Consider the following 25907-nt stretch of genomic DNA (forward strand, 5'->3'; position numbering starts at 1 on the left):
TGCTGTTGCTGTTGCTGTTGCTGTTGCTGTTGCTGTTGCTGTTGCTCCGGCCCTTACATCCTTTTCGTTGACGAAGTCAGCGGTCTTTTGATCTGCGCTTTTGATCTTGATCTGAAATCGCCCCGTCAAACACGATGGCCGCAATTCGACAGTGATTTGGGGGGTAAACCGGCAGGGATGCCGGTTTAGCCGCCCCGCGCCATGGATGGCGCGTGGCGGCGGCCCCCCAAATCACTGGCGGATTGCGGGCATGCCGAGCCACAGCGAGGCACCGAGTGTTGGGGCGAGGACTTTTTGCTTACTTTTTGGTCCCTCAAAAAGTGAGCCGCCGTCAGGGCGGAACCATAAGCCGCCGTTACCTAAATAACGGATATGCCCCCTCAACGCCCAACCAGGCGAATCTGCTCCTTGGCCTGCTTCACCACATTCTCCACCGTAAACCCAAACTTCTCCTGCAACTTGGCCAACGGTGCCGACGCGCCAAAGCTGTTCATCACCACTTTAGCGCCAGTCTGCCCGACATAGCGGTCCCAACCCAGGGGCCCAGCTTGTTCCACTACCACACGGGCTTTTACCGCGGGCGGCAAGACACTGTCGCGATACGTCTGATCCTGGTCTTCAAACAATTCCCAGCTGGGCATCGATACAACCTGAGCGGCAATGCCTTCAGCTTGCAACTGCTCATAAGCCGCCACCGCCAGGCTCACCTCACTGCCCGTCGCCAACAGCAGCACCTCAGGTTTATCAGCACCCGCCAACACATAAGCGCCCTTGGCCGCCCCAGACGCCGCCGCATACTTTGTGCGATCCAAGGTCGGCAACGCCTGGCGCGACAGCACCACGCAGCTCGGCCGATGGGTTTGCGCCAGGGCCACCTTCCACAGTTCCAGCGTTTCGTTGGCATCGCCTGGGCGCAGGGTCAGCAACCCCGGTGTGGCGCGCAGTTGTGTCAGGTGTTCGATGGGCTGGTGCGTCGGGCCGTCTTCACCCACGCCAATCGAGTCATGGGTAAACACAAACACCACCGGCAGTTCCATGATTGCCGCCAGGCGGATCGGTGGTTTCATGTAGTCGCTGAACACCAGGAAGGTCGAGGTGTACGGCCGCAGGTAGGACAGCGCCATGCCATTGGCAATCGCGCCCATGGCGTGTTCGCGGATGCCGAAGTGCAGGTTGCGCCCGCTGTAGTCATCGGCACTGAACCGCCCGGCGCCGTCGAAGGTGAGGTTGGTCTTGGTCGACGGCGACAAGTCCGCCGAGCCGCCCAGCAGCCAGGGGATTTGTTGCGCGAAGGCATTCAGCACCTCGCCGCCGGCGGCGCGGCTGGCCACGCCTTTGGCGTCGGTGTCGAAGCCGGGCAATTCGTCCTGCCAGTGCTCCGGCATTTCGCCGGCGCGCATGCGGCGCAATTCATCGGCCAGCTCCGGTTCGTACTGCTCCAGCTGCGCCAAGTGTTGCTGCCAGGTTTCATACAGCGGCTGGCTGCGTTCCAGCAGCGCATCGCGCAGCACCGTGCGCGCGTCGTCTGGCACCAGGAAGCTGGAATCCTGCGGCCAGCCGTAGGCCTCTTTGGTCAAACGGATTTCTTCCTCGCCCAATGGCTCGCCATGGGCGGCGGCGGTGTTGTGTTTGTGCGGTGAGCCGTAGCCGATCACGCTGTCGACCACAATCAGGGTCGGCGCGCCGGTGTTGGCCTGGAAGGTCTCCAACGCTGCGCTCAGGGCTTGCAGGTCGTTGGCATCGGTAACGTGCAAGGTGTGCCAGCCATAGGCCTGGAAGCGCTTGATCACGTCTTCGCTGAACGCCAGCTCGGTGTGGCCTTCGATGCTGATGGTGTTGTTGTCGTAGATCCAGCACAGGTTATCGAGCTTCAAGTGCCCGGCCATCGACGCCGCTTCGCTGCTGATGCCTTCCATCATGTCGCCATCACCGCACAGGGTGTAGACGTTGTAGTCGAACAGCACCTGGCCGTCGCGGTTAAAGCGCTTGCCCAGCCAGCGTTCGGCCATGGCCATGCCGACGCTGTTGGCGCAGCCCTGGCCCAGCGGGCCGGTGGTGGTTTCCACGCCGGTGGTCATGCGGTACTCGGGGTGGCCGGGGGTTTTGGAGCTCATCTGCCGGAATTGCTTGATGTCGTCCAGGCTGATCGCCGGCTGGCCGGAGCGCTTGCCGTGGGCATCAATCTCAACCACACCGGCCAGGTGCAGCAGCGAATACAACAGCATCGAAGCGTGCCCCACCGACAACACAAAGCGGTCGCGGTTAGGCCAATCCGGGTGTTCGGGGTGGTAACGCAGGAAGCGGCTCCACAGCGTGTAGCCCACCGGTGCCAGTCCCATGGGCGTGCCGGGGTGGCCGGAGTTGGCCTTTTGCACGGCGTCCATGGCCAGGGTGCGAATGGTGTTGATGCATTGGGTGTCGACAGCAGTGGCAGCGTGAGTCATGAAACCGTTCTCCCTCGGGTGGCGATCTACAGTGGAGGGCAGGGCACGGCAAAGGTTTGATCCCATCGTGGGCATTACGACGAACGGGACCGCCTTGACCCAAGACATGACAAGACCCCTTGGAATGGGCTAGTTTCAAGGCGTAGGCCATTGATCAACTTGCGGAGGTACTCCATGCCAGTGAAACACGACCTGTATCAGGATTTGGGTTTGAGCAAGGAAGAGGTCGACGGGCGTCGGGCGAAAAATCCCCATTTGAACGCGCTGTTTGATAAGTACAACACCGTCGATGAGCAGGTGGTGAGCGCCGAAAAGGCATCCGGCAGTGATGAGGCGTTGAAGAAGCTGAAGGATAAACGCCTGTTGGTTAAAGACGAAATCAGGGACTTGCTGCAATAAAGCGTCCTACAGGACGCGGACATATTTGTTCAGAATTGTCTGAGCGACAGCCGGCGTTTCACTGCTTATGATGCCGGCCGTCCACCCGGCTCTGGGGACTGTCGCGGCGCAAGGATTGCGCTGCTGAGCCGGGCGGGCATCCTTTCTTATGCACGCAGCGCCTGGATGCATTCATCCATGGAGCGCTGCTGCGTCTCGGCATACAGCTTCAATTCATCAATCGTCCGACGGCCCAGTGCCTGCTCGAATTGAGCCTGGTTCGAATGGGCTGCGTAGTGACTTTGCGCGGCATCGCCCAGGTTCGACTGGAAAATCCCCGCCGCACTCACCGGCAGAAAATCCTCATACACCAAAGGCTCCACCGCCACGTGCCCGGCCGCCATCAAGGCCTCCAACGTTTGCGGCTGACCGGCCTGGCCGCGTGCCGCCAAGCCTTGCTCGGTGACGAAGTAGCGAAAATACGCCAGTTCCTGTTCACGCATCTGCGCGTGGTTATCGGGGAAGGCCTGGAAATGCTGCGCCATCAATTCGACGTAACGTGCAGCGTTGCCCTCATTCGGGAAGGCGCCCAGTTCGTCGCGCGCCGCGTTCAGCAACTGGTCGTACAGGGCGCGACCCTTTGGCGTCAACGCCACACCCCGTTGTTCTATTTCGCCGAAGCGCGCGCTGTGGCTGCCTTTTGCATCGGTAAACGCGATGGGCTCGTCGAGGGCCTTGAAGCTGGTCTGGCGCAGCAGTATCGGGCACTGGCGCCGTGGCGGACCTTCTATCACGGCTTTGGGCGTGATGCCTTGGCCGGGCATGGCGGCCTGCACTTGGTCGATGTCCAGGGTACGTGGCGTCAGGTGATTGATGTGCGGGCCTTTGAACGCCACCACGTCAGCAATCAGGCGATGCTGGTTGCTCAGTTGCTGGTACTGGGCGCCGGTCACGGTGGCGGTGTGGTGCCAACGGAAGGTTTCCAGAGCCTCGCGGATAAACACTTGGGCATCCGCGGCGTTGAGGCCGCCGTCGCGTTCGGCTTGCGCGATCAGCGCCAAGGCGCCAGGGGTGAAAATCGAGCGTTTGGCCAGGGCGCTTTCGGCGAAGGCGCGCAGCTCGAGGTTTTCGATCAATTCCAGGCGTAGCAAGGAGGTAAAGACGCGGAACGGGCTGGCCTGCAACGCCTGTTCATGCACGGCGCGAAAGGCCGTGGAATGCACCGGCACACCGGCGGGTGTGAGGTCGTAATAGCCCACCGGCTGCATGCCCATCACCGCAAACAGACGGCCGATGGTGGCCAGCTCATGGGCGGTGCCCAGGCGGATGGCGCCGTGGCGTTCCATGGCGAGGCGATCCATTTCACCGGTGCGTTGCAAGTGTTTGGCCAGGCCGGAATCACTCTCCAGCACCCGCGTATTGGTTTCGGCCACCAGCTCCATCAGCGCGCCGTAAAGCGGAACTTCATCTCGGTACATGTCGGACATGGCCCTGGAAAAGTCTTTGCGAATCTCGTCGGGGCTGACATACGCGGCGCCTGGCATAGAAAAATTCCTGAACACGGTGGTGAGGGTGCGGCCTTTCTCTGGATTCTGTTGGGCTTTAAGGGGGCTGGCAAACGAAGAATCCTCAGGACTTCATTCTGCAAATGAATGAAATGACGCAAATATGACAAAAATCGGCGCCAGGAAAATTTCATTTTCATGGGTACTTTCCTAACTAATTCTTCACGAGGCGCGCCCCGGTCCTCATGAAACAATCGTTACGTTTGTAGGGATGAAAACGCCGTTTGCACACAACGCACATAAAAAAATGTTTAGGGGCTGTTACACATGAAAATTTCTACACTGGCGTTATCCATCACCGCAGCGTTGCTCGCGCAACACGCGTGCGCTGATGACTTCGGGCTCGGTTCTCTGGGCACGGGCACGGGGCACAGCGGTTTTCTTGAAGACAGCCATGCGGCTGTCAGTTCGCGGACCATGTATTACAGCGCCGACAACCGTTCGGGCACCAACAACGATCTGCGCGAAACTGCGACCTTGCTGCGTTTTGACTACAAATCCGGTTACACCCAAGGCACCCTCGGCGTCGGTTTCGACGTGATGGCGTTCGGCGCCTTGCGTCTGGACGGTGGCGACGGCCACGCCGCAGGCCCGGGCCTGGCGGGTAACGGCAACAGCTTTTTCCCGACCAAAAACAACGGCACCGAACCCGCCGACAGTTTCGGTCGCGCTGCGGGTAACGTGAAATTCCGCATTTCCCAGACCGAGTTGCACGTCGGTGGCGGTTTGGCCCCGGTGTTGCCTATCCTGGTCTCCAACGACAGCCGTGTGGCGCCGCAGACCTTTGACGGCGGCATCCTGACCTCCAACGACATTCCTAACGTGACCTTCACCGGTGGTGAGCTCAACCGTGCCGAAGGCCGTGCTTCCAGCAACGCCACGGGCTTGAGCGTTGCCGGCGGTACCCGCGACAGCGACAGCTTCAAGTTCGGCGGTGTGGACTACAAACCGTTTGGCTCGTCCGACAACGCCATCGCTAAAAACCTGACGTTGCAGTACTACTACGCCGACCTGCAAGACTTCTACAAACAGAACTACTTCGGCCTGGTTCACGTGCTGCCATTGGGCAACGACCAGTCGTTCAAGACTGACCTGCGTTACTTCGACAGCACCAGCGACGGCAAAAATGGTGACGCCGGCTACCAGTTCAACAACAACGGCGGCTACGCCAAGCACGCCGGCGAAGTGGACAACAAAACCTACAGCGCCGCGTTTACCTACCAGTTGGGCGGCAGCAGCCTGATGCTCGGTCACATCGGTGTGAGCGATGACGGCGGCTTCGTCTGGGTCAACCAGGGCAGCATCGCTGATCCAAACGCACAAGGCGCGGGCGGCAGCGACTTCTACCTGTTCACCGACGCGGTGGTGGGCCAGTTCTCCCGCGCGGGTGAGCAGGTCAATTTTGGCCAGTACTCCTATGACTTCAAGGCCTTTGTACCAGGTTTGAAAGCCTCCGTGGCGTACCTGGACGGCACGGGCATCAAGTCCAAAGTGGCCGGTGGGTCGGATCAGAAAGAAAACGAAACCGACTTCCGCCTCGACTACGTGGTGCAGCAAGGCCCGCTCAAAGGCTTCGGCACCACCTTCCGTACCGGTACCTATAAAGGTCACAACACCGGCACCGCAGACCAGGACCAGACGCGCCTGATCTTCAACTACACCTACGCGATCTTCTAAGCTCGCGCCGCGACAAACGGAGGCCGCCTGAACAGCGGCCTCTTTTTTTGCGCGCGCGAACACGACTTCATGTGCATCCGCGCACGGATGGGTTCTACACTGCCCCCACTGTGTCAGTGATGGAGGACCCAATGACGGCCACGCCCGCAACCAACATCCTTGCAACTATTGAAGGCCAGCGCCTGGCCGCCCAGGACGCCGAGCATTGGCGCGAGTGGGGCCCGTATTTAAGTGAACGCCAATGGGGCACGGTGCGCGAAGACTACAGCGCCGATGGCGATGCCTGGGCCTACTTCCCCCACGAACACGCCCGCAGCCGCGCCTACCGTTGGGGCGAGGACGGCCTGGCGGGTTTCAGCGACAAGGCGCAGCGCTGGTGCCTGGGTCTGGCGCTGTGGAACGAGCGTGACAGCATCCTCAAGGAGCGCCTGTTCGGCCTCAACAACGCCGAGGGCAACCACGGCGAAGACGTCAAGGAGCTGTACTTTTTCGTCGACGGCGTGCCCAGCCATGCCTATATGCGCATGCTCTACAAATACCCGCATGCGCCTTTTCCCTATGCCGACCTGCTCGCCGAAAACGCCCGCCGCGGGCTTGAGGATGCCGAGTACGAAGTGCTCGACACCGGCGTGTTCGAAGACAACCGCTACTGTGATGTAACGGTCGAATACGCCAAGCATCAGCCCGACGATATTTTCATGCGCGTCACCGTGCACAACCGCGCGGACCAGCCGACGCGTGTGCAGGTGCTGCCTCAACTGTGGGCGCGTAATGACTGGAGCTGGACCTTTGACGCGCCCAAGCCGCAGTTGCGCATGGACGGTGAGCGGGTACTGGCCCGGCACCATGAGCTGACCGATCGCCACCTCAGCGCCTGGGGCCAGGACGGCCTGGAGTGGCTGTTCTGCGAAAACGAAAGCAACTTCCCCAAGCTCGATGGGCAACCGGCGCCGGGGCCATTCAAGGATGGCATCAACGATTACGTGGTGGGTGGCGCAGACTCGGCAATCCGCCGGGACGTGGGCACCAAGGTCGCCGCGCGTTTCATCCTCGAACTGGCGGGCCAGGAGAGCAAAACCCTGTACCTGCGGTTCGCGCCGGTGGACGCGCCCCAGGTCAATGCACGCAAGCTGTTCGCGCTGCGCCGCCAAGAGGCGGACGACTTCTACGCCGCCTTGCAGCAAGGCATTGCCGATGATGACGCGCGCAATGTGCAGCGCCAGGCCCTGGCCGGGCTGCTGTGGTCCAAGCAGCTCTACTACTTTGATGTAAACCAGTGGCTCGACGGCGACCCGGCCCAACCCGCGCCGCCGCCCGAACGCCTGCATATCCGCAATACCCATTGGCGGCACCTGTCGAACTTCGACATTTTGTCCATGCCCGACACCTGGGAATACCCGTGGTACGCGTCCTGGGACCAGGGCTTCCAGGCCGTGGCGATGGCGTTGATTGATCCGGGGTATGCCAAGCAACAGTTGTTGTTGCTGGTCAAAGATCGCTTTATGCACCCCAATGGCCAGCTGCCGGCGTATGAATGGCGCTTCGACGACGCCAACCCGCCGGTACACGCCTGGGCCAGTTGGCGCGTGTATCAGCAGGAAAAGGCGCTGACCGGCGTGGGTGACATGGACTTTCTCGAGCGGATTTTCCACAAGCTGCTGCTGAATTTTTCCTGGTGGGTCAACCGCAAGGACGCCGAGGGCCGCAACCTGTTCCAGGGCGGCTTCCTGGGTCTGGACAACATCGCCTTGTTCGACCGCTCGGCCACCTTGCCGCCGGGCTACCAGCTGGATCAGGCCGACGGCACCGCGTGGGTCGCGGCGTATGCCCTGGACCTGATGCGCATCGGCCTGGAACTGGCCAAGCGCAATGTTGTGTACGTGGATATCGCGGTGAAGTTTTTCGAGCACTTCCTCTACATCGCCGGCGCGATCAACCGCGTCGACGACAGCGCCGAAGGCTTGTGGGATGAGCAAGACCAGTTCTTCTACGATGTGCTGCACCGCCCGGACGGCCAGAGCGAGCCGGTGCGCCTGCGCTCCATCGTCGGCCTGATGCCATTGTTTGCCGTGTTGGTGCTGGAGCAACGCGAGCATGAAGGGCTGCAAGGCTTGCGTGAGCGACTGCTGGGCTTTATGAAACACCGGCCGGACCTGGCCAAGCTGGTGTCGCGCTGGAACGAACCGGGGCAGGGCAACCGCCTGTTGCTCGCCTTGCTGCGTGGCGAGCGCACCAAGGACCTGCTGCGGCGCATGCTCGATGACCAGGAGTTTCTGTCGACGTTTGGCGTGCGCTCGTTATCCAAGGCCTTTGCCGAACAGCCATTGGCGCTGAAGATGAATGGCGACACCCTGTGTGCGCGTTACCAGCCCGGCGAGTCCGACTCACGCTTGTACGGCGGCAACTCCAATTGGCGCGGGCCGTTGTGGATGCCGGTGAACTACATGTTGATCGAATCGTTGCGCGAGTTTCACCGCTACTACGCGGATAATTTCTCGGTGGAGTACCCGACGGGCAGTGGTTATCTGGCGTCCCTTGAAGAAGTGGCCGACAGCCTCAGCCAGCGCCTCACGCGCTTGTTTTTACGCGATGAAAATGGCCTGCGCCCATCGATGGCAGGTTATGCGCAATTGGAAGCAGACCCGGCCAGTCGCGATCTGGTGTTGTTTCATGAGTATTTCCATGGCGAAACCGGGCGTGGCCTGGGGGCGTCGCATCAGACGGGGTGGAGTGCGTTGGTGGCGTTGTTGCTGCAGCCCAAAAGCTAAGCCGCACCACTGACAAGCTTTTCTGTGGGAGCTGGCTTGCCTGCGATGGCGTCGGCACTGTCTGCATCAATGTCGTCGGGTTCACCGCTATCGCAGCGATGCGGCGACCCGACAAGCCAGCCCCCACATTAAAACTACATTGTTTGCGAAATTGCAGGTAAATTCGCCGCCCCTCCAGACAAGGATGTAGACGATGGCGAATGTTATCGCGCGAGTTGGCAGTGCAGGCCTATTGTGGGCATTGCTGATCACCTTCGGTGTGTCCATCACTTCACTGTATTCCCGAGAAAGCGCCGCGGCCCCGCTGATGATGCATTGCCGCGAATGCGAGAAAGGTGACGACACCTTCGATGCAACAAAATGGTTCAGCAGCGGCATGTACCGCCTTGAAACGGATATTGTTCCCAACCCGATGCGGTCGATGACTCGCACGCATCCGGTGGTCTTCAAGGCCAAGGACAATGACCAACTGGTCGAGGCTGCGCTGCGTGGAATCAGCGATGTGCTCCCATCCTTCGATTCCCGCACGTTTGAAGCACAGTGGCCCGTGTTAACCAGGCGCTTACGTTACAGCTACAGCTTTTTTATGGCGCCCGATGAACCTCGGGACCTCTATGACATGTACTTGCAAGTGGGCAAATACAAGCTGGTGATCGTGGTTGGGCTTGACGTCAATACCGGTGAAATCACCGCCGAGTATGAAGGGCGTGTGATTCGTGAAAACGACGGTAATGACCCTGCGTACATGGACACGTTCGAAGAAATGGATAATGCCAATACCCGCTGACCGCGAAGCCGGCTGAACGAAAAATCCCGCCGGAAGGCGGGATTTTTTTGAGCGCGGCGTTATCAGGCCGGGAACAGCTCGCTCAGTTTCATGGCCAGCATCATGTCGCCTTCGGTGCGCAGCTTGCCGCCCATGAAGGCCTGCATGCCGTCGGTGGAACCATCGACGATGCCTTTCATGGTCTCGGCGTCCATCACCAGAGTAACTTGGGCGTCAGGGTTTTCGCCTTCCAGCAGTTCGCAGGTGTTGTTTTTCACCACCAGCGAGAAGTTCTGGGTGTCGTCGATACGGAAACCGAACACCAGGTCCAGGCCGTCGGCAGCGGCCGGGTTGAATTTGGCTTTCATTGCTTCTACAGCTTTGGCTACGTCAGTCATGGTTTCGATCCTTTAAGGTAGAGTCCAGTGACCTTGGGGTCACGGTTGGCCGCAATTCATCGGAAGGTGATGAGCTGCGGCGCCTTCAACAGTTGCAAGTGGGTATGACTGTTGAAGGAAGCCAGTGCCACCTCGCGACCACGGAATTTCAGCTGGTTGAGCGAGGTGTTAACAATTTGCCAGTTCAGTTCGAAGGCCTGCGCGGCAGGCATTCGGGTAATCAGGTGGAGCAGGGCGGTGATGGTGCCGCCGGAAGTAAACACGGCGATCTTGTCGCTGTTGTCGGCCGCTTCCAGAATGCGTTGCAGGCCACCCTGTACACGCTCCACGAAGCCCAGCCAGCTTTCCAGCCCAGGCGGGTCGTAGGTGCCGGCCAGCCAGCGCTCGATGATCAGGGCGAAAATGCGCTGGAACTCACTGCGGTTTTGCGCAGCGTTGCGCAGGATATCCACGGCGTGGGGCTCGGTGCTCAGCAGGTCGGGGAGCAGGGCGCGGATGATCGCTTCGCCGTCGAACTCGTTGAAGGCCGTGTCGATTTCCAGCGTTGGGGCTGGCAGGCCGAGGGTGCGGTATTGATCGAATGCGGCGGTGGCGGTGTGTTGCTGGCGACGCAGGTCGCCCGAGACACAACGGTCGAACGTGAGGCCCAGGTCGGCCAGGTGGCGACCGAGTACCTGTGCTTGCTCCACGCCGACGGGCGACAGGACGTCATAGTCGTCTGCACCGAAGGAGGCCTGGCCATGTCGAATCATGTAGATGCTGCCCACGTCCGTTTTCCCGGTACGTTGAAAGTCAGGCGAGATTATGAGGATGGCAGGGAGCTGTCAATGAAAAAACATACGCTTGTTTTAAAAGCGCGTTAGAGGCCGACTGCTGGCGGTTTGAGCACTGGTCCGAAGGCGGTGCCGTCGGTATGCTGGGCCATCCGCGCCTGGCGCCGTGCTTTTTTAAGGAGACATATGGATTTTTTGGCTGAATACGCGAGCTTTCTGGCGAAGACCGTCACCCTGGTGGTCGCTATTGTGGTGGTACTGATCAGTTTCGCCGCGCTGCGCAGCAAGGGGCGGCGCAAATCCGCCGGCCAATTGCAGGTCAGCAAGCTTAATGATTTCTACAAAGGCCTGCGTGAACGCCTCGAATCGAGCCTGCTCGACAAGGACCAGCTCAAGGCCCTGCGCAAGTCCGAAAGCAAGACCGAAAAGAAGAACAGCAAGAAGAAGCCCGAGGCCAAGCCACGGGTGTTTGTGCTGGATTTTGACGGCGACATCAAGGCCTCGGCCACCGAGAGCCTGCGCCATGAAATCACCGCGCTGTTGAGCCTGGCCACGCCGAAAGACGAAGTGGTGCTGCGCCTGGAAAGCGGCGGCGGCATGGTGCACAGCTATGGCCTGGCCTCATCGCAGCTGGCGCGTATCCGTCAGGCCGGCGTGCCGCTGACCGTGTGCATCGACAAGGTGGCAGCCAGCGGCGGCTACATGATGGCGTGCATTGGCGAGAAGATCATCAGCGCACCCTTTGCCATCCTCGGCTCCATTGGTGTGGTGGCGCAGCTGCCCAACGTCAACCGCCTGCTGAAAAAGCACGACATCGACTTTGAAGTGCTGACCGCCGGTGAATACAAACGCACCCTCACCGTGTTTGGCGAAAACACCGAGAAGGGCCGGGAGAAGTTCCAGGAAGACCTGGACATCACCCATCAGTTGTTCAAGAACTTTGTGTCGCGCTATCGCCCGCAGCTGGCCATCGATGACGTCGCGACCGGAGAAGTGTGGCTGGGTGTTGCAGCGCTCGATAAACAACTGGTCGACGAACTGCAAACCAGCGACGAATACCTGGCGACCAAGGCCAAGACGGCCGAGGTGTTCCACCTGCACTACGCCGAGCGTAAAAGCCTGCAGGAACGCGTGGGCCTGGCGGCCAGCGGCTCGGTGGACCGTGTGTTGCTGACCTGGTGGAGCCGGTTGACCCAGCAGCGGTTCTGGTAACTACAGACGGTAGGTGATCCCAGTGTGGGAGCGGGCTTGCTCGCGAATGCGGTGGTTCAGTTGATACACGTGGTGACTGGCACACTGCTTTCGCGAGCAAGCCCGCTCCCACATTTAGTTGTTGGTGGGGGCGGGAATCGGCTTTCGCATCAGCGTCCCCACCACCAAAGCCCCCAGCAAACCCAACAGCCCCGCCACCCACAACACCCCGCTGAACCCACCCACAAACGCCTGCTGCGCCAACGGTTGCACCACCCTTCGTGCCGGTTCCGGCAGCATGCCCATCGCCGCCGGCATATCCCCGGCCACCACTCGCGATGCAATCCCCGCCACCTGCGCCTGCCATTGCGGGTCGATACTCGTGCTCAGCAACTGCTCGCCATGGCTGCTGAGCAGCGCCCCATACACGCCGATGGCCAGCATGATCGCGCTGAAGCGCATGGTGGTACTCATGCCCGACGCCATGCCCGCACGGTCACGCGGCACACAGGCCATGATGTTTTTCTGCGTGTCGCCATTGAGCAGGCCCGCACCGGCACCGGTCACGGCAATCGCCAGCGCGAAGGGCAGATAACCGCCCGCATTCACCGCCCATGCGCTTAACAGGTTGCCGCAGCCCACCAGGGTCAAACCGGTTGCCATCATCGTTGCTGGCGCAAAACGCCCGGCCAGCCGTGCACCGATGCGTGGGCAAATAAGCATGGTCAGGGCAAATGGCAACATACCCAGGCCCGAGGCGACAGCGGAGAAACCCAGCCCGTTTTGCAGATAAAACGGCAGCAACGTCATCATCACCTGGGCGCACCCGGCGTAGGCAAACATCCCCAGCAGCGCGCCGATAAAACGCGGGTGCCGGAACAGTTGCAAGTCGACCATGGGCCGCTGTTGCACACGTTCGACCAGCACAAACACCCCCAGCAACATTGCGCCGCCAATCAGGCGCGCGTAGGTCAGCGGGCTGTCCCAGCCGATGCGATTGGCCTCGATCAAACCCCAGATCAGGCACAGCAAGCTGGCACTGAAGGCCAGGCTGCCCCACGGGTCCAGGCGTGCCGATTGAGTGTCGCGTGATTCGGGAATCGCCCGCAGCACCAGCGCCATCAACCCCAGGCCCACCGGCAGGTTGAGGTAGAAGATCCAGCGCCAGCCCAGGTACTGGGTGATCACGCCGCCCAGTGTCGGCGCGGCGGTCATCGCCACGCCCATGCACGCGCCCCAGAACGCCCAGGCTTTGGCACGCTCGACTTCATCGTGAAAGGTGTGGCCGATGGAGGCCAGGGCAGCGGTCAGCAGCAAGGCTGCGCCGACGCCTTTTACAGCGCGGGCAATGTCCAGGAACAACGCATTCGGTGCAGCGCCGCAGCCCAGTGAGGCAAGGATAAAAATGCTCAAGCCCCAGATCAGCGACCGCTTGCGGCCAAAGCGGTCGGCGATGCTGCCGGCGGGCAGCAATAACGCGGCGAACGCCAGCATGTAGGCGCTGACCACCCACTCAATATCGGCGAAGTTCGCCCCCAGGTCGCGCGCAATGCTCGGCAGGGTGACGGCGACGATATTGGTGTCGAGCACGATCAGCGAGCAGACGCCGGAGGCGGTCAGCAGGGTGAGGCGCGGGCTGACCCGGCTCATGGCTTGATTGCCTTACAGGTAATACGGGAAAGACAGTTGACGTGCATCGTAAGGGCTCTCTAGTGTTGGAGTACGTTGAGCTTATCTCCGGCCATGCTCGGTTTTATTAGCTGGAACCCTGAACTTCATTACCTTTGAGCTAATGCAATAATGGAAATCCGCCATTTCCGCTACTTCCTCTCCGTCGCCAGGCAGCGCAATTTCACCCGCGCGGCTGAGCAACTGGGCATCGCACCGCCGACCTTGAGTCGCCAGATCCAGGACATGGAAGCCTCACTGGGCACGCGCCTGTTTATCCGTCAGCAACGGGAAGTCAGCCTTACCGAAGCCGGCGCGGCGTTGTTGATTGAGGCCGAAGCCACCGTGCGCCAGTTCGAGTTCGCCCAACGCAACGCCCAGCGCGCCGGGCGGGGAGACATCGGGCATATCGAATTGGGCTATGTGGCGTCGGCGGTGTATTCGGGGCTGCTGCAAAAACAGATGCAGGCGTTCAGCCAGGCGTTTCCCGATGTGAGCGTGAATGTGCGCGAATGCGCCATGGCGTCCTTGCCCGGTGCGGTGGCCGACGGGCGTTATGACATCGGCTATATCCGCTCGCCCATGACCTTGCCCGACGGTGTGGAGGCGGTGCGCCTGGACAGCGAAGGCTTTGTGTTGGCGCTGCCTCAGGATTCCTGGTTGTTGGGGCTAAGGGCCATCGGCTGCGAACACCTGCAAAACGAGACGTTTATATTGCCGGAACAAATCAGCGGCACTTTGCAGGTGGCGGCGCAGGGTGGTTTCGCGCCGAGCCTGGGGCCGCAGCCGGGCGGCCTGGTCGCAGTGGTGGCATTGGTGTCGTTAGGGCAGGGCGTGGCGGTGGTGCCGGCGTCTATGGTCGGGCACGTGAGTTTGCCAGGCGTGGTGTACCGTACGATTCAGGGTAACGAGGCTTCATCGTGGCTGTCGCTGATTCACCGGCGCTTTGAAAAAGCGCCGGCGGTGGCGCGGTATATCCAGCAGGTCAGGCAGTCAGCCGTGGCTGCACGGAGTCGGCCAGGCGCGTAAGTATCAGACAGCACGACACCGCCCCGGCATCCAGTACCCCCAGCGAGCGCTCGCCCAGGCGGCTGGCGCGGCCGATTTTGGCGATCAGGTCTTTGGTCGAATCACGCCCCTGTGACGCTGCGGTTTTCATCGCCTGCAGTGCATCACTGAAGGACGCGCCACTGGCCTGCGCACGCTCAAAGGCTTCAACCGCCGGGATCAGCGTGTCCATCAGACACTTGTCGCCCACGCCCGCTTCGGTGATGTCCTGCAACGAGGTCAAACCGCCGCGCAACAGGTGAGCAAAGGTTGCCGCGTCGATCGCCTCGCTGCTGCGCACTTCGTCGGCCATGCCGATAAACAGGCTGCCATACAGCGGCCCCATGGAACCGCCGATGCCTTCCATCAGGCTTAGGGTCAGTTCATCCAGGGCTTCGGCCAGGGTCAGTTGGCGGCCTTCGAGGCTGCGCCCGCAATGGGCAAAGCCCTTGGCCATGTTGATGCCGTGGTCGCCGTCGCCAATGGCGCCGTCGATTTCACTGAGGTATTCACGGTTGGCCACGATCACGCTGACCAGGTCAGCGACAATGGCGCTGCCGTCGCGGGTGGAAAAGTGCTGGCTCATGGTTCACTCCGCCTGGGTCATGCCGATGGAACGGCAGGGTTGGTCGATCAGGGTTTTAAGCTCGGCGTCGAGGCCGAGCAGGGTCAGGGTCACGCCCATCATTTCCAGGGAGGTGAAGTAGTTGCCGACGTAGCAACGGTGAATCTTCAAACCCTTGGCCTTGAGTTGGCTTTCGACCTCGGCGTAGAACACATACAGCTCCATCACCGGCGTGGCGCCCAGGCCCGAGACCAGCACCACTACGCTGTCGTCCTGGCTGAAATCGCGGTCGGCCAGGATCGGCGCGAGCATGCGCTCGGCCATGGCGGCGGCCGGTTCGATGGCGATCACTTCAATGCCCGGTTCGCCGTGATGGCCGATGCCCAGTTCCATCTGCCCGTCGGGAATCTGGAAGTTCGGCTTGCCCACGGCGGCGATGGTGCAGGGCGTGAGGCCGATGCCGATGGAGCGGCAGTTATCCACGGTTTTCTGCGCGACGCGAATCACGCCGTCCAGGTCGTAATGCTGGGCGGCCGCAGCGCCGCCGATCTTCCACATGAAGATTTCGCCGGCCACGCCACGGCGCTTGGCGATATCGGTCTTGGGCGCGGAAGCCACGTCGTCATTGGCGACCACGGTGCGGATGCGCATGTCTTTGCTGGCGGCCATTTTCATCGCCAGCTTTACGTTCATGTTGTCGCCGGCGTAGTTGCCGTACAGGCAGGCCACGCCCGCGCCATGGTCGGCGGCGCGGAAGGCGTCAAAAAAGCTCTTGGCGGTGGGCGAGGAGAAAATCTCGCCGACGGCCACGGCGTCCACCAGGCCCGGGCCGACGTAGCCGAGGAACGCCGGTTCATGGCCGGAGCCGCCGCCGGTGACAATGCCGACATGGTCGGCTGCCGAGGGCCTGGCCTTGGTGATGACCCGTGGGTTGGTTTCGAATTGGCGCAGCTCGGGGTGCGCGACCAGGATGCCGCGCAGCATGTCCTCGACCACTTGGTCCGGATCGTTGATGACTCGGTTCATAACGCGGGTTCCTGTTCTTGTTCTTGAAGGGCAACAACAATCTAATGTGGGAGTGTTCTTAAGGTTCGAGGACGACTTTGAGCGACTTGTCCCCACGCTCCATCACCGCAAACGCTTCCTTGAAGTCCGCCAACGCAAACTTGTGAGTCACCACATCGCGCATGTCGATCTTGCGGTTGCCGATAAAGTCGATGGCGCGCGGGTACATGTACGGCCCCAGGTGTGAACCCAAAATATCCAATTCCTTGCGGTCGCCGATGATCGACCAATCTACCGTGGCCTCGTCATTGAACACGCTGAATTCGACGAAACGTCCCAGCTTGCGCAGCATCGCCAGGCCCTGGTTCACCGCTTTGTGGTGCCCGGTGGCTTCGATATAAATGTCGCAACCATAACCGTCGGTGATTTCGCGAATTTTGGCCATCACGTCGACTTCAGCCGGGTTCCACACCTCGTCGGCGCCCATGCGCAGGGCGAGGGCGGCGCGTTCGGGTTTCATGTCCAGCACGATGAGTTTTTTCGGGTTGCGCAAGCGCACCGCACCAATGATGCCCAGGCCCAAGGTGCCGGCGCCGGCGACTACCACCACATCGTCATGGTCGACATTCGCGCGTTCGGCCGCGTGCAGCGAGCAGGCCAGCGGCTCGATCAGAATCGCCTCATCCGGGGCGATGGATTCCGGCACTTTGTGGATGATGCCTTCCTTGGTGAAGATCATGTATTGGGCCATGGCGCCCTGCACGTTGTTCTGGAAGCCATACAGGTCGTGCTTCTGGCACATCCAGTACTGGCCGTGGTTGCAGAAACGGCAGCCCCAGCACGGCACGATCTGCTCGGAGATCACTCGGTCGCCGACCGTCACGCCACGTTTTTCTGCACCCGGGCCGAGGGCAACCACGCGGCAGACGAACTCATGCCCCGGAATCATCGGCGGCTTCACATAGCGCGGTTGCTCGGCATCACCCCAGAACGACGGTGCGCCGCGATAGGTCTTGATGTCACCCATGCAGATGCCGCACAGCTCGACTTTGGTGAGAATCTCGTCGGGGCCGGGCGTGGGCACGTCGACGGTTTCCAGGCGGTAGTCTTCCGGTCCGTGGCAGACCACGGCCTGCATGGTTTTCGGGATGACCGGGGACAATTGTTCAGGTGTGCGTTCGGTGACGGTGGACATGACAAAAACCTCACGACAAAAGATGAATTACTGAATGCTGTAGCCGCCATCGACCACCATGTTGGCGCCGGTGATCATCTGCGCGGCGTCGCTGAGCAGGTACAGCGCCAGCCCGGCGATTTCTTCCGGCAGGGCAAAGCGGCCGGCCGGGATCTGCAATTTGGCCTTTTCGCCCACTTCACCGGCCCAGGCTTTTTTGCCCAGGGCGGTCTCGACGATGGTCGGCGAGATGGCATTGACGTTGATCTGTGGCGCCCACTCCATGGCCAGCACTTTGGTCATGCCGACGATGGCGGCCTTGCTCGCGCAGTAGGCGACGTGGCGGTCCAGGCCAATGACGGCGGCCTGGGAGGCCAGGTTGACGATGCGCCCGCCGCCCTGCGCCAGCATGTGTCTGGCGCAGGCCTGTGCCACAAAGAAGCTGGCCTTGAGGTTGATGTCCAGGGTGGTGTCCCAGGCGCTTTCGCTGACGTCGACGGCCTTGTCCAGCAGCACCACGCCGGCGCTGTTGATCAGGTAATCCAGGCGCTGGAAGTGTTCGAATACGCTGTCGATGGTGCGCTGTATCTGGCCGATCTGGCCGAGGTCGACGGCAATCCCCAAATGCCCGTCGCCCAGGCCGGCCGCGACCTGCACCACCGCCGGGTCGCGGTCAAGCAAGGCCACGCGCGCGCCGCGTTCCACCAGCAGGTGGGCGCAGGCCAGGCCGATACCGGCGGCGCCGCCGGTGATCACCGCGCAACGGCCGGTGAGGTCGAAGGCTTGGTTCCAGAATCCAGACATGAATGACTCCTCTCTCGATCGTCTCGATCGTTCCCACGCTCTGCGTGGGAATGCCGCCAGGGACGCTCTGCGTCCCGATGTTGGGTGACGCGGAGCGTCACGGGATGCATTCCCACGCGGAGCGTGGGAACGATCACACTACTTGCCGCCGCTGACCTGCTGGTACAGCGCATCCGCATTCGCGTTAGTGACGGGCACCCACGGCAGGATGTAATTCCTGGCAGTGCCATCGCCCCATTTCACGTCTTTTCCGTAGCGCTCCCAGATCACCGATTGCGGCTTGTAGTCCTTGCCCGCCAGGGCGCGTAGCGCCACATCCAGCGCGCCCTGGGATTGGGCCTGGGCGTCTTGCAGGAAGGTGGTGACTTCGTCTTTTTTCGCCGCCTGAATCGCATCCGGCATGCCGTCGATGGACGTCACCGGCACGTCCTTGGAGGTCAGCCCGTGGGACTTCAGTGCCTGCACGGCGCCAAGGGCCATGTCGTCGTTTTGCGCGATCACGCCGTTGATGCCTTTGGGGTGCGCGTTCAACCAGTCTTCGGTGAGGGTCAGGGCCTGGGCGCGGTCCCAGTTGGCGGTCTTTTTCTCGATGATCTTGATGCCAGGGTGCTTGCTCAGCACTTCCAGTTCGCCTTTTTCCCGGTCGATCTGCGCCGACTGGCCAATCGGGCCCTGGATGATCACCACATTGCCCTTGCCATTGAGCTTGTCGACCATGGCCTGGGCCTGCAGGCGGCCGCCTTCTACGTCGTCGTTGCCCACATAAGGCACGGAGGCATCGGCTACTTTCGTATTGGAGGCGATGACCACTACGTCGTTGCTCATGGCGGCTTTCACTGTGCCGACCCCGGCCTTGGTGTCGATGGGCACGAACAGGATGGCGTCGTAGTGCTGGGTCACCATGTTTTCGATCTGGTTGTTCTGGGTCAGGGCATCGTAGTTGCCGTCGAACACGGTCAGTTGCACGGTGCCGTCCTTGACCGCCGGGTGTTCCTTGAGCTCGCGGACCCAGTTCTGCATGAACTGGCCCTTGAGGCCGTAGACGGCCGCGCCGATCTTGTAGGTCTTGCCGTCGGCGGCAAAGGCAATGCTGCTGGCGAGCAGAGTGAGGGTCGCCGCGGCGGCCAAAGTGGTACCAAGTTTCATGAGTAGAACTCCGGTTATTGTTGTGGGTCGTTCTCTAGCGTTTTTTCTTGCGCCACACGTCGATCAGTACTGCGAACACGATGATCAGGCCCTTGGCGACCTGCTGGTAATAGGAGGACACGCCGAGCAGGTTCAGCCCGTTGTTGATCACGCCGATCAGCAGGGCACCAAACAGTGTGCCGACAATGCTGCCGGTGCCGCCCGACAGGCTGGTGCCGCCGATCACCACGGCGGCAATCGCGTCCAGCTCATAGGACACCCCGGCCTGGGGCAGGGCGGAGGTGGTGCGTGCCGAGAGCACTACGCCGGCCAACCCGGCGAGCAAACCCGAGACCACGTACACCGAAAACATCACCTTGCGCACGCCGATACCCGAGGTGCGCGCGCTCTTTTCATTGCCGCCCACCGCGTACACGTAGCGCCCGTACGTGGTGTAGTGCAGCACCATCCAAAAGATCAGCGCGACCACCGCGAAGATCACGATGGGCACGCCGATCGGGCCGATCTTGCCGATGCCCAGCGCCAGGTAGGCGTCGGGCAGGTCGGTGATCGGGCTGCCGTCATTGAGAATGAAGGTCATGCCACGCGCGATGCTGAGCATGCCGAGGGTGGCCACGAACGGCGGGATCGACAGGTTGGCAACCATAAAACCGTTGACCACGCCCAGCATCGCGCCGGCAAACATCCCCGCACTGACGGCCGCCAGCAGGCCATAGCCCTGGGTGGCGACCATGGCGCTGCACAACCCGGCAAAGGCCAGGATCGAGCCCACCGACAGGTCGATGCCTTTGGTGAGGATCACGTAGGTCATGCCCACGGCCAGGATGCCGTTGATCGAGGTCTGACGCAGGATGTCCATCCAGTTGCGCCAGGTCATGAAGTATTCGCTGGAAAACGCCATCACCACGCACAGCAGGATAAACACCAGCGGCAGGCCGAAGCGGTCGAGGGACAAGCGCAGGCGATTGCGCGGCGCGGTGGTCATGGGCGGTGCGATGGTTTTGGCATTCATGAGGCAAGACTCAACAAGGCTTCCTGGGAAAGGGCGGTGTCGGTGCTGATGGTCACCAGCCGGCCGCCCTTGAATACGGCGATGCGATCACTCAAATGCAGCAGTTCCGGGGCTTCGGATGACACCACGATGGCAGCGCCACCGGCGCGTACGAACTGGTCGAGCAGGTGATAGATCTCCTGCTTGGCGCCTTCATCGATGCCACGGGTCGGCTCGTCGCAGAGCAGGCACACCGGCTCGGTCGACAGGCATTTGGCGAGCACGACTTTCTGCTGGTTGCCGCCGCTCATGGACGCCACCGGCAACTCCAGGGAACTGGTCTTGATCTGCAGGCGCTTGACCATGGTTTCGGCCAGTTGGGTTTCCTTGCGCGCATTGATCAGCGACCAACTCGACAGACGCTTGTAGGCCGACAGCGCAATATTGGAAAGAACGCTGCCGGTAAGCACCAGGCCACTGTCTTTACGGTCTTCGGTGACCAGCGACATGCCGGCGTCGATCGTGGCTTTGGGCAGGCCGATGGGCATGGGTTTGCCTTGCAGGGTCACGCTGCCGGAGTCCGCGACGGTCAGCCCATAAATGCAGTTGAGAAACTCGCTGCGCCCCGAACCCATCAGCCCATAGATGCCGAGGATTTCGCCCTGGCGCAGTTGCAGGCTGATGTCGTGGAACTCGCCATTGCGGCTCAGGTTGTCGACTTGCAGGCAGGTGGTGGCGGCGCATTCGCGGCCGACCTTGTGGTCGATGCGTGTCAGCTCCTGGCCGACAATCCCGCGCACCAGATGGTTGCGGTCGATATCGGCCATGCGCCCGCTTTCCACAAAAGCGCCGTCACGGAAGATGCTGTACTCGTCGGCGATCTGCGCCAGCTCGCTCAAGCGGTGCGACACATAAACGATGCCGGCGCCGCGCGCGGTGAGGCGGCGGATGGCCTTGAACAGGGTTTGCGCTTCGCGCTCGCCGATCGCCGAAGTCGGCTCGTCCATGATCATCACCTGGCAGTCATGGCTGAACGCCTTGGCGATTTCCACCAGTTGGATCTGCGCCACGCTCAGGCGGTGCATGGGGCTGCTGGCGTCGACCTCGAATTCCAGGCTTTCGAGCAGCTCGCGGGTGCGGCGGTTGAGGGTCTTGCTGTCGACAATGCAACCGGCGCGGCGCGGTTCGCGGCCCAGCCAGATGTTTTCGGCGACGGTCATATAAGGGATGGGCTCCAGCTCCTGGGTGATCATCGCGATCCCCGCCGCCAGCGCTTCACTTGGGCGGTTGAACTGTACGGGCGTGCCCTTGAGCAGGATGGTCCCGGCGTCACGCGGGGTGATGCCCATCAGGATGCTCAGGAAGGTCGACTTGCCGGCGCCATTGCCGCCGCACAGCGCATGCACGCTGCCGGCCCGCAGAGAAAGGCGCCCGTCACGCAGGGCAGGCACCCCGGCGTAGGCCTTGGCGACGTGTTCAGCCTGGAGCAGTAATGGCGTGGCCATCGGCGTGTCCTCGTGCTGTGAATTCTTATTAGGTCGCACAGTCATGTTTTGCTGTGATCATATGTGTACCAAATGAAATTCTGATCAGTCAATCGCTTTCATTAAAAAGTTATAAATACGTCTGTTTGCGCGAAGTACGCCTGTTTAGACGGCTTTGACTGTGAGGTCAGCTAAAACTCGCTTGACAGAAGGGGCGGAATACCCGAGAAATAACTGAGCGAAATTTCATTGAGTGATCATATGATCAGTCTAAAGCACCTAAACGGCAGCGGAGCCAGACGCCATGAACACACCTTTCCCGGTGGCTATCGGATGCGATGAAGCGGGTTTTGAGCTCAAAGAGCTGTTAAAGCGCCATATCGAGGCGCTGGGTTACCCGGTGACCGACTTCGGCACCCATTCCACCGCGCCGGTGCTGTACCCGGACATCGCGCTGGCGGTGGCCACCGCCATCAATGCCGGGCAGCAGCGCCTCGGCGTGCTGGTGTGCGGCACCGGGATCGGTATGGCCATCTCGGCCAATAAAGTGCTGGGCATTCGTGCGGCCCAGGCCCACGACACCTACTCGGCCGAACGCGCACGCAAGAGCAACGATGCGCAAATCCTGTCTATTGGCGCGCGGGTGATCGGCGCCGAGCTGGCCAAAAGCATCGTCAAATCGTTTCTGGAGTCGGAGTTCGAGGCGGCGCGTTCCGGGGCCAAGGTCGAGCGTATCAATGCGATCGAGCGCGATGGGCATCAGTAGTGGACGGGACGGGGCAAGAGTCGGGAGAATGGGTTTTTGACGCCGAAACGGAAGCCCGTCCCCATGAGTGACAGTACCCAGCGCATCGCCAGCGATATCGATCAGATGACCGAAGTGGCGATGCTCTATTACCTTGAGAACGTCACTCAGGAGGCGATTGCCAAGCGCTTCGACCTGTCGCGGGCCAAAGTCAGCCGCTTGCTCAAACGTGCGCGCGATGAAGGGATTGTCGAGGTGCGGGTGTTGCAGCACCCGGCAATGAACAACGAGCTGGAGCGTGCGCTGGTGGAGCGCTTCAAGCTCGACCGTGCGTTGATTGCGGTCGACCACAGCGAACCCGACACCCAGCGCTCGGCCGTCGCCAGCCTGGTGGCCAATTACCTGAACAAAACCTTGAGCGATGGCATGATCGTCGCCGTCGGCATGGGCCGTAACGTCGGCGCGGTGGCCGACAATGTGTTTTTGCCGGTGACGCGCAACTGCACATTTGTCTGTGCGATCGGCGGCTCGCTCAAGGCGGGCGAATACATGAACCCTGACCATATCTGCCGGCGCCTGGCCCTGCGTTTTGGTGGCGAGAGTGAAAGTCTGTATGCGCCGGCACTGGTGGCCAACCCGGAATTGCGTGGCGTGCTGATCAACAATGACACCGTGCGCTCAACCCTTGATCGCGCGCGGCGCGCAGACATTGCGCTGATCGGCATTGGTGACATGAGCGAGAACAGCAACATGGTGCGCATGGGCTGGTTCTCGCCGCAGGAGATTGCCCAGGCGCGGCTGTCCGGCACGGTGGGCGACATGATGGGGTATGACTTTATCGACATTCATGGGCAGCCGGCGGTCAACGCGATTCAAGGACGGGTGATCGGGTTGACCGTGCAGGAGTTGTTTCGTATCCCGGATGTGGTGGCGATAGCCAGCGAGAACACCAAGGCGGCGGCGACCTTGGGTGCGTTGCGCTCGGGGGTGATCAATACGTTGGCGACCACGGTGACGAATGCGCACACGATTCTGGCGCTGGATGATGCGACGCGTAAGTCCTGAATGGACAAAGGTCAAAAAACTGTGGGAGCTGGCTTGCCTGCGATAGCATCACCTCGGTTTCACTGAAGGACCGAGTTGCCTGTATCGCGGGCAAGCCAGCTCCCACAGGGGTTATGGGTTGCGCTTACAGATTTTGTAATAGTTTTGCAGTGTGGGAAATTTGAGTTTCGACTGTACGATTCAAGTCCTTTTCTCACTGCAGGACTTGCATGAACACCCTCTCGGAGCCTCCCAGTCGTCTTTCCCCAAGACATTCGCTGTCGCCGTTCCTGCTCAAGCACCCCGTATTCCGATTGCTAACCTTGTCCCGGTCCACTGACCGCGCCTTGCCGTGCCCGGCATTCTGAAATCAATTACGAGACGTTTATAAATGGAATGGTTAGCGGATCCAACGGCCTGGCTCGGCCTGTTGACCTTGATTGTGCTGGAACTGGTGCTGGGTATCGACAACCTGGTGTTTATCGCGATTTTGGCCGACAAGTTGCCACCGGAGCAGCGCGACCGCGCGCGGTTGATCGGGCTGTCCCTGGCATTGCTGATGCGCCTGGGCTTGCTGGCGAGTATTTCGTGGATGGTGACGCTCACCCAGCCCCTGTTCGAAGTGTTCGGCAAAGGCTTCTCCGGGCGTGACCTGATCATGCTGTTTGGCGGTGTGTTCCTGCTGTTCAAAGCCACCATGGAATTGCATGAACGCCTTGAGGGGCATGTGGCGCAACGCACCGGCAACGCCACTTACGCGATGTTCTGGCCGATCGTCGCGCAGATCGTGGTGCTCGACGCGGTGTTCTCTCTGGATGCGGTGGTGACGGCCGTGGGCATGGTCGATGAGCTGGCGGTGATGATGATCGCCGTGGTCTTCTCCATCGGCCTGATGATCGTGGCGAGCAAGCCGCTGACCCGTTTCGTCAACTCGCATCCGACCGTAATCATGCTGTGCCTGAGCTTTTTGATGATGATCGGCCTGGTGCTGACCGCCGAAGGCTTGGGCTTCCATGTGCCTAAAGGCTACCTGTATGCGGCCATGGGCTTCTCGATTGTGGTGGAGCTGTTCAACCAGTTGGCGCGTGCGCGTCGCAAGAAGTCGGCGCAAGGCACCTTGCCGGTGCGCCAGCGCACCGCCCATGCGGTGATGCGTTTGCTCGGTGGTCGCAGTCTGGCGGTGGAAGGCGTGGATGATGACGTGGCTGACCTGCTCGGCGAGCCGGATGCCGGCCAAGGCCCGCTGTTTGATCGACGTGAACGCGTGATGATCAGCGGCGTGCTGCAATTGGCCGAGCGGCCGATCCGCACCTTGATGACGCCAAGGGCCAAAGTCGACTGTATTGATCTGACGGACGATGCCGACACCATCCGGCAAACGCTGATGCAATCGTCCTATTCGCGCCTGCCGTTGATCCGCAACGGCGCGGTGGATGAGCCATTGGGTTTTGTGCACAAAAAGGAATTGCTCAAGGAATACCTGGCCGGTAATGAGCCGAACCTTGAGCACCTGGCGCGCCGGGCGGTCAATTTGCTGGAGAGTTTTTCGATCCTCAATGCGTTGGAACAGATGCGCCAGGAGTCGACCCATATTGCCTTCGTGATCAACGAATTCGGTGACTTCATGGGGGTGTTGAGCATGACCGACATTCTCGAGTCCATCGCCGGTGAATTGCCCGATGCCAGTGAAATCGAAGGGCCGGATGTTATTGAGGAAGGCGAGGGGTATCGCGTCAATGGGGCCGTGAACCTTAATCTTGTGCGTCAGCGTACCGGCTTCAAGGCTGCCGCAACCCAGGACTATCAAACCCTGGCGGGGTTGGTGATGAGCCTGCTCGATCGCCTGCCCGTGGTAGGTGATAGCCTGGAGCATGAAGGCTGGCGCCTGACGGTTGCCGCGGTAGAGGAGCGCCGGGTGACGCAGGTTTTGTTGGTTTCTAGGGCGCGTAGTCGCTGAACACGCACTCCAGAAGATTTTGCTGTTCGTCGGGGGCGCCGATGCCATGGAGGATTTCCACTCTATCGCCTTTTTCGTAGACCAAAAGGGTCGGTGTTCCATCGACCTCGTCGATCCTCGGGGTTTGGGATGGGTCAAGCAGCAGGCTTTTCACGCGACCGGCGTATTTTTCGGCAACGGCGTTGAATTTTTTATCAGCCCCTAAACACGCAGAGCAACTAGGAGAGGTAAACAGCACGATAACCAGCGGGTGCTCTTTGAGGATCCGTTGGTATTCATTAAGGTCATGAATAACTGTGTTTGCAACGCCCATGATG

22 protein-coding genes are annotated in these 25907 nt (G+C 60.9%); 9 read left to right on the plus strand and 13 right to left on the minus strand.

Annotated elements, in window-relative coordinates; genetic code table 11:
- Window positions 1-380: 380 nt before the first annotated feature.
- Window positions 381-2444 carry a transketolase gene (gene tkt, locus BLV67_RS21280; protein ID WP_069788450.1) on the minus strand — a complete coding sequence of 688 codons (2064 nt, stop codon included), beginning with the start codon at window positions 2442-2444 and terminating at the stop codon, window positions 381-383.
- Between the two features lie 174 nt (window positions 2445-2618).
- Between tkt and BLV67_RS21285 the strand changes: the two genes are divergently transcribed.
- Complete coding sequence (locus BLV67_RS21285) at window positions 2619-2843, plus strand: DUF465 domain-containing protein (protein ID WP_056860349.1); 225 nt, start codon at window positions 2619-2621, stop codon at window positions 2841-2843.
- A gap of 146 nt (window positions 2844-2989) precedes the next feature.
- Here the strand turns inward: BLV67_RS21285 and hglS are convergent, their stop codons facing one another.
- A complete protein-coding gene (gene hglS, locus BLV67_RS21290; protein ID WP_069788449.1) occupies window positions 2990-4366 on the minus strand; it encodes a 2-oxoadipate dioxygenase/decarboxylase HglS in 1377 nt (458 codons plus the stop codon).
- Between the two features lie 288 nt (window positions 4367-4654).
- Between hglS and BLV67_RS21295 the strand changes: the two genes are divergently transcribed.
- From BLV67_RS21295 to BLV67_RS21305, 3 genes are all read left to right on the plus strand, one after another.
- Window positions 4655-6064, plus strand: a complete 1410-nt coding sequence (locus BLV67_RS21295) for an OprD family outer membrane porin (RefSeq protein ID WP_069788448.1) — start codon at window positions 4655-4657, stop codon at window positions 6062-6064.
- Between the two features lie 131 nt (window positions 6065-6195).
- Entirely contained in the window at window positions 6196-8832 is a 2637-nt protein-coding gene (locus tag BLV67_RS21300; protein ID WP_069788447.1) for an MGH1-like glycoside hydrolase domain-containing protein, read from the plus strand.
- Between the two features lie 193 nt (window positions 8833-9025).
- Entirely contained in the window at window positions 9026-9619 is a 594-nt protein-coding gene (locus BLV67_RS21305; RefSeq protein WP_069788446.1) for a hypothetical protein, read from the plus strand.
- 62 nt (window positions 9620-9681) lie between these two features.
- On the opposite strand, the gene BLV67_RS21310 is transcribed toward BLV67_RS21305, so the two are convergent.
- Together BLV67_RS21310 and BLV67_RS21315 are read right to left on the minus strand one after the other, a co-directional pair.
- Complete coding sequence (locus tag BLV67_RS21310; protein WP_069788445.1) at window positions 9682-9996, minus strand: SCP2 sterol-binding domain-containing protein; 315 nt, start codon at window positions 9994-9996, stop codon at window positions 9682-9684.
- Between the two features lie 56 nt (window positions 9997-10052).
- Window positions 10053-10763: a histidine phosphatase family protein gene (locus tag BLV67_RS21315; RefSeq protein WP_069788444.1), complete on the minus strand. Its 711-nt coding sequence runs from the start codon at window positions 10761-10763 to the stop codon at window positions 10053-10055.
- A gap of 192 nt (window positions 10764-10955) precedes the next feature.
- Here BLV67_RS21315 and sohB point away from each other — a divergent pair, with 192 nt between their 5' ends.
- Window positions 10956-11981 (plus strand): protease SohB, encoded by a 1026-nt coding sequence (gene sohB, locus BLV67_RS21320; RefSeq protein WP_069788443.1) that lies wholly within the window; start codon window positions 10956-10958, stop codon window positions 11979-11981.
- A gap of 114 nt (window positions 11982-12095) precedes the next feature.
- Here sohB and BLV67_RS21325 read toward each other — a convergent pair whose 3' ends face one another.
- Entirely contained in the window at window positions 12096-13610 is a 1515-nt protein-coding gene (locus tag BLV67_RS21325; RefSeq protein ID WP_069788442.1) for an MFS transporter, read from the minus strand.
- A 150-nt stretch (window positions 13611-13760) separates the two neighbouring features.
- On the opposite strand from BLV67_RS21325, the gene BLV67_RS21330 reads away from it, so the two are divergent.
- A complete protein-coding gene (locus BLV67_RS21330; protein ID WP_069788441.1) occupies window positions 13761-14657 on the plus strand; it encodes a LysR family transcriptional regulator in 897 nt (298 codons plus the stop codon).
- Here the strand turns inward: BLV67_RS21330 and dhaL are convergent.
- From dhaL to BLV67_RS21365, 7 genes are all read right to left on the minus strand, one after another.
- Window positions 14614-15261: a dihydroxyacetone kinase subunit DhaL gene (dhaL, locus tag BLV67_RS21335; protein ID WP_069788440.1), complete on the minus strand. Its 648-nt coding sequence runs from the start codon at window positions 15259-15261 to the stop codon at window positions 14614-14616. The two genes, BLV67_RS21330 and dhaL, sit on opposite strands and share 44 nt — an antisense overlap.
- A 3-nt stretch (window positions 15262-15264) precedes the next feature.
- Window positions 15265-16266 carry a dihydroxyacetone kinase subunit DhaK gene (locus BLV67_RS21340; protein ID WP_065929548.1) on the minus strand — a complete coding sequence of 334 codons (1002 nt, stop codon included), beginning with the start codon at window positions 16264-16266 and terminating at the stop codon, window positions 15265-15267.
- 58 nt (window positions 16267-16324) lie between these two features.
- Window positions 16325-17440 carry an MDR/zinc-dependent alcohol dehydrogenase-like family protein gene (locus BLV67_RS21345; protein WP_069788439.1) on the minus strand — a complete coding sequence of 372 codons (1116 nt, stop codon included), beginning with the start codon at window positions 17438-17440 and terminating at the stop codon, window positions 16325-16327.
- A gap of 27 nt (window positions 17441-17467) precedes the next feature.
- A complete protein-coding gene (locus tag BLV67_RS21350; RefSeq protein ID WP_065929546.1) occupies window positions 17468-18223 on the minus strand; it encodes an SDR family oxidoreductase in 756 nt (251 codons plus the stop codon).
- A gap of 138 nt (window positions 18224-18361) precedes the next feature.
- The gene (locus tag BLV67_RS21355; RefSeq protein ID WP_065929545.1) at window positions 18362-19369 is read right to left on the minus strand and encodes a substrate-binding domain-containing protein; all 1008 of its coding nucleotides are present in this window, start codon (window positions 19367-19369) and stop codon (window positions 18362-18364) included.
- A gap of 34 nt (window positions 19370-19403) precedes the next feature.
- The gene (locus BLV67_RS21360; RefSeq protein WP_065929544.1) at window positions 19404-20381 is read right to left on the minus strand and encodes an ABC transporter permease; all 978 of its coding nucleotides are present in this window, start codon (window positions 20379-20381) and stop codon (window positions 19404-19406) included.
- The gene (locus BLV67_RS21365) at window positions 20378-21865 is read right to left on the minus strand and encodes a sugar ABC transporter ATP-binding protein (protein WP_069788438.1); all 1488 of its coding nucleotides are present in this window, start codon (window positions 21863-21865) and stop codon (window positions 20378-20380) included. Before BLV67_RS21365 ends, BLV67_RS21360 begins: the two co-directional genes overlap by 4 nt.
- Window positions 21866-22148: 283 nt before the next feature.
- Here BLV67_RS21365 and rpiB point away from each other — a divergent pair, with 283 nt between their 5' ends.
- The 3 genes from rpiB to BLV67_RS21385 all read left to right on the plus strand — a co-directional run bounded on the left by rpiB (window position 22149) and on the right by BLV67_RS21385 (window position 25590).
- On the plus strand, window positions 22149-22610 hold the full coding sequence (rpiB, locus tag BLV67_RS21370) for a ribose 5-phosphate isomerase B (RefSeq protein ID WP_016969738.1): 462 nt from the start codon (window positions 22149-22151) through the stop codon (window positions 22608-22610).
- 63 nt (window positions 22611-22673) lie between these two features.
- Entirely contained in the window at window positions 22674-23654 is a 981-nt protein-coding gene (locus BLV67_RS21375) for a sugar-binding transcriptional regulator (RefSeq protein ID WP_017135920.1), read from the plus strand.
- 370 nt (window positions 23655-24024) lie between these two features.
- Window positions 24025-25590, plus strand: a complete 1566-nt coding sequence (locus BLV67_RS21385) for a TerC family protein (protein ID WP_069788437.1) — start codon at window positions 24025-24027, stop codon at window positions 25588-25590.
- Here BLV67_RS21385 and BLV67_RS21390 read toward each other — a convergent pair.
- Window positions 25571-25903, minus strand: a complete 333-nt coding sequence (locus BLV67_RS21390; protein WP_065929541.1) for a thioredoxin family protein — start codon at window positions 25901-25903, stop codon at window positions 25571-25573. The genes BLV67_RS21385 and BLV67_RS21390 overlap by 20 nt on opposite strands.
- Between the last annotated feature and the right edge of the window lie 4 nt (window positions 25904-25907).

This window comes from Pseudomonas salomonii (assembly GCF_900107155.1).
GTDB lineage: Bacteria > Pseudomonadota > Gammaproteobacteria > Pseudomonadales > Pseudomonadaceae > Aquipseudomonas > Aquipseudomonas salomonii.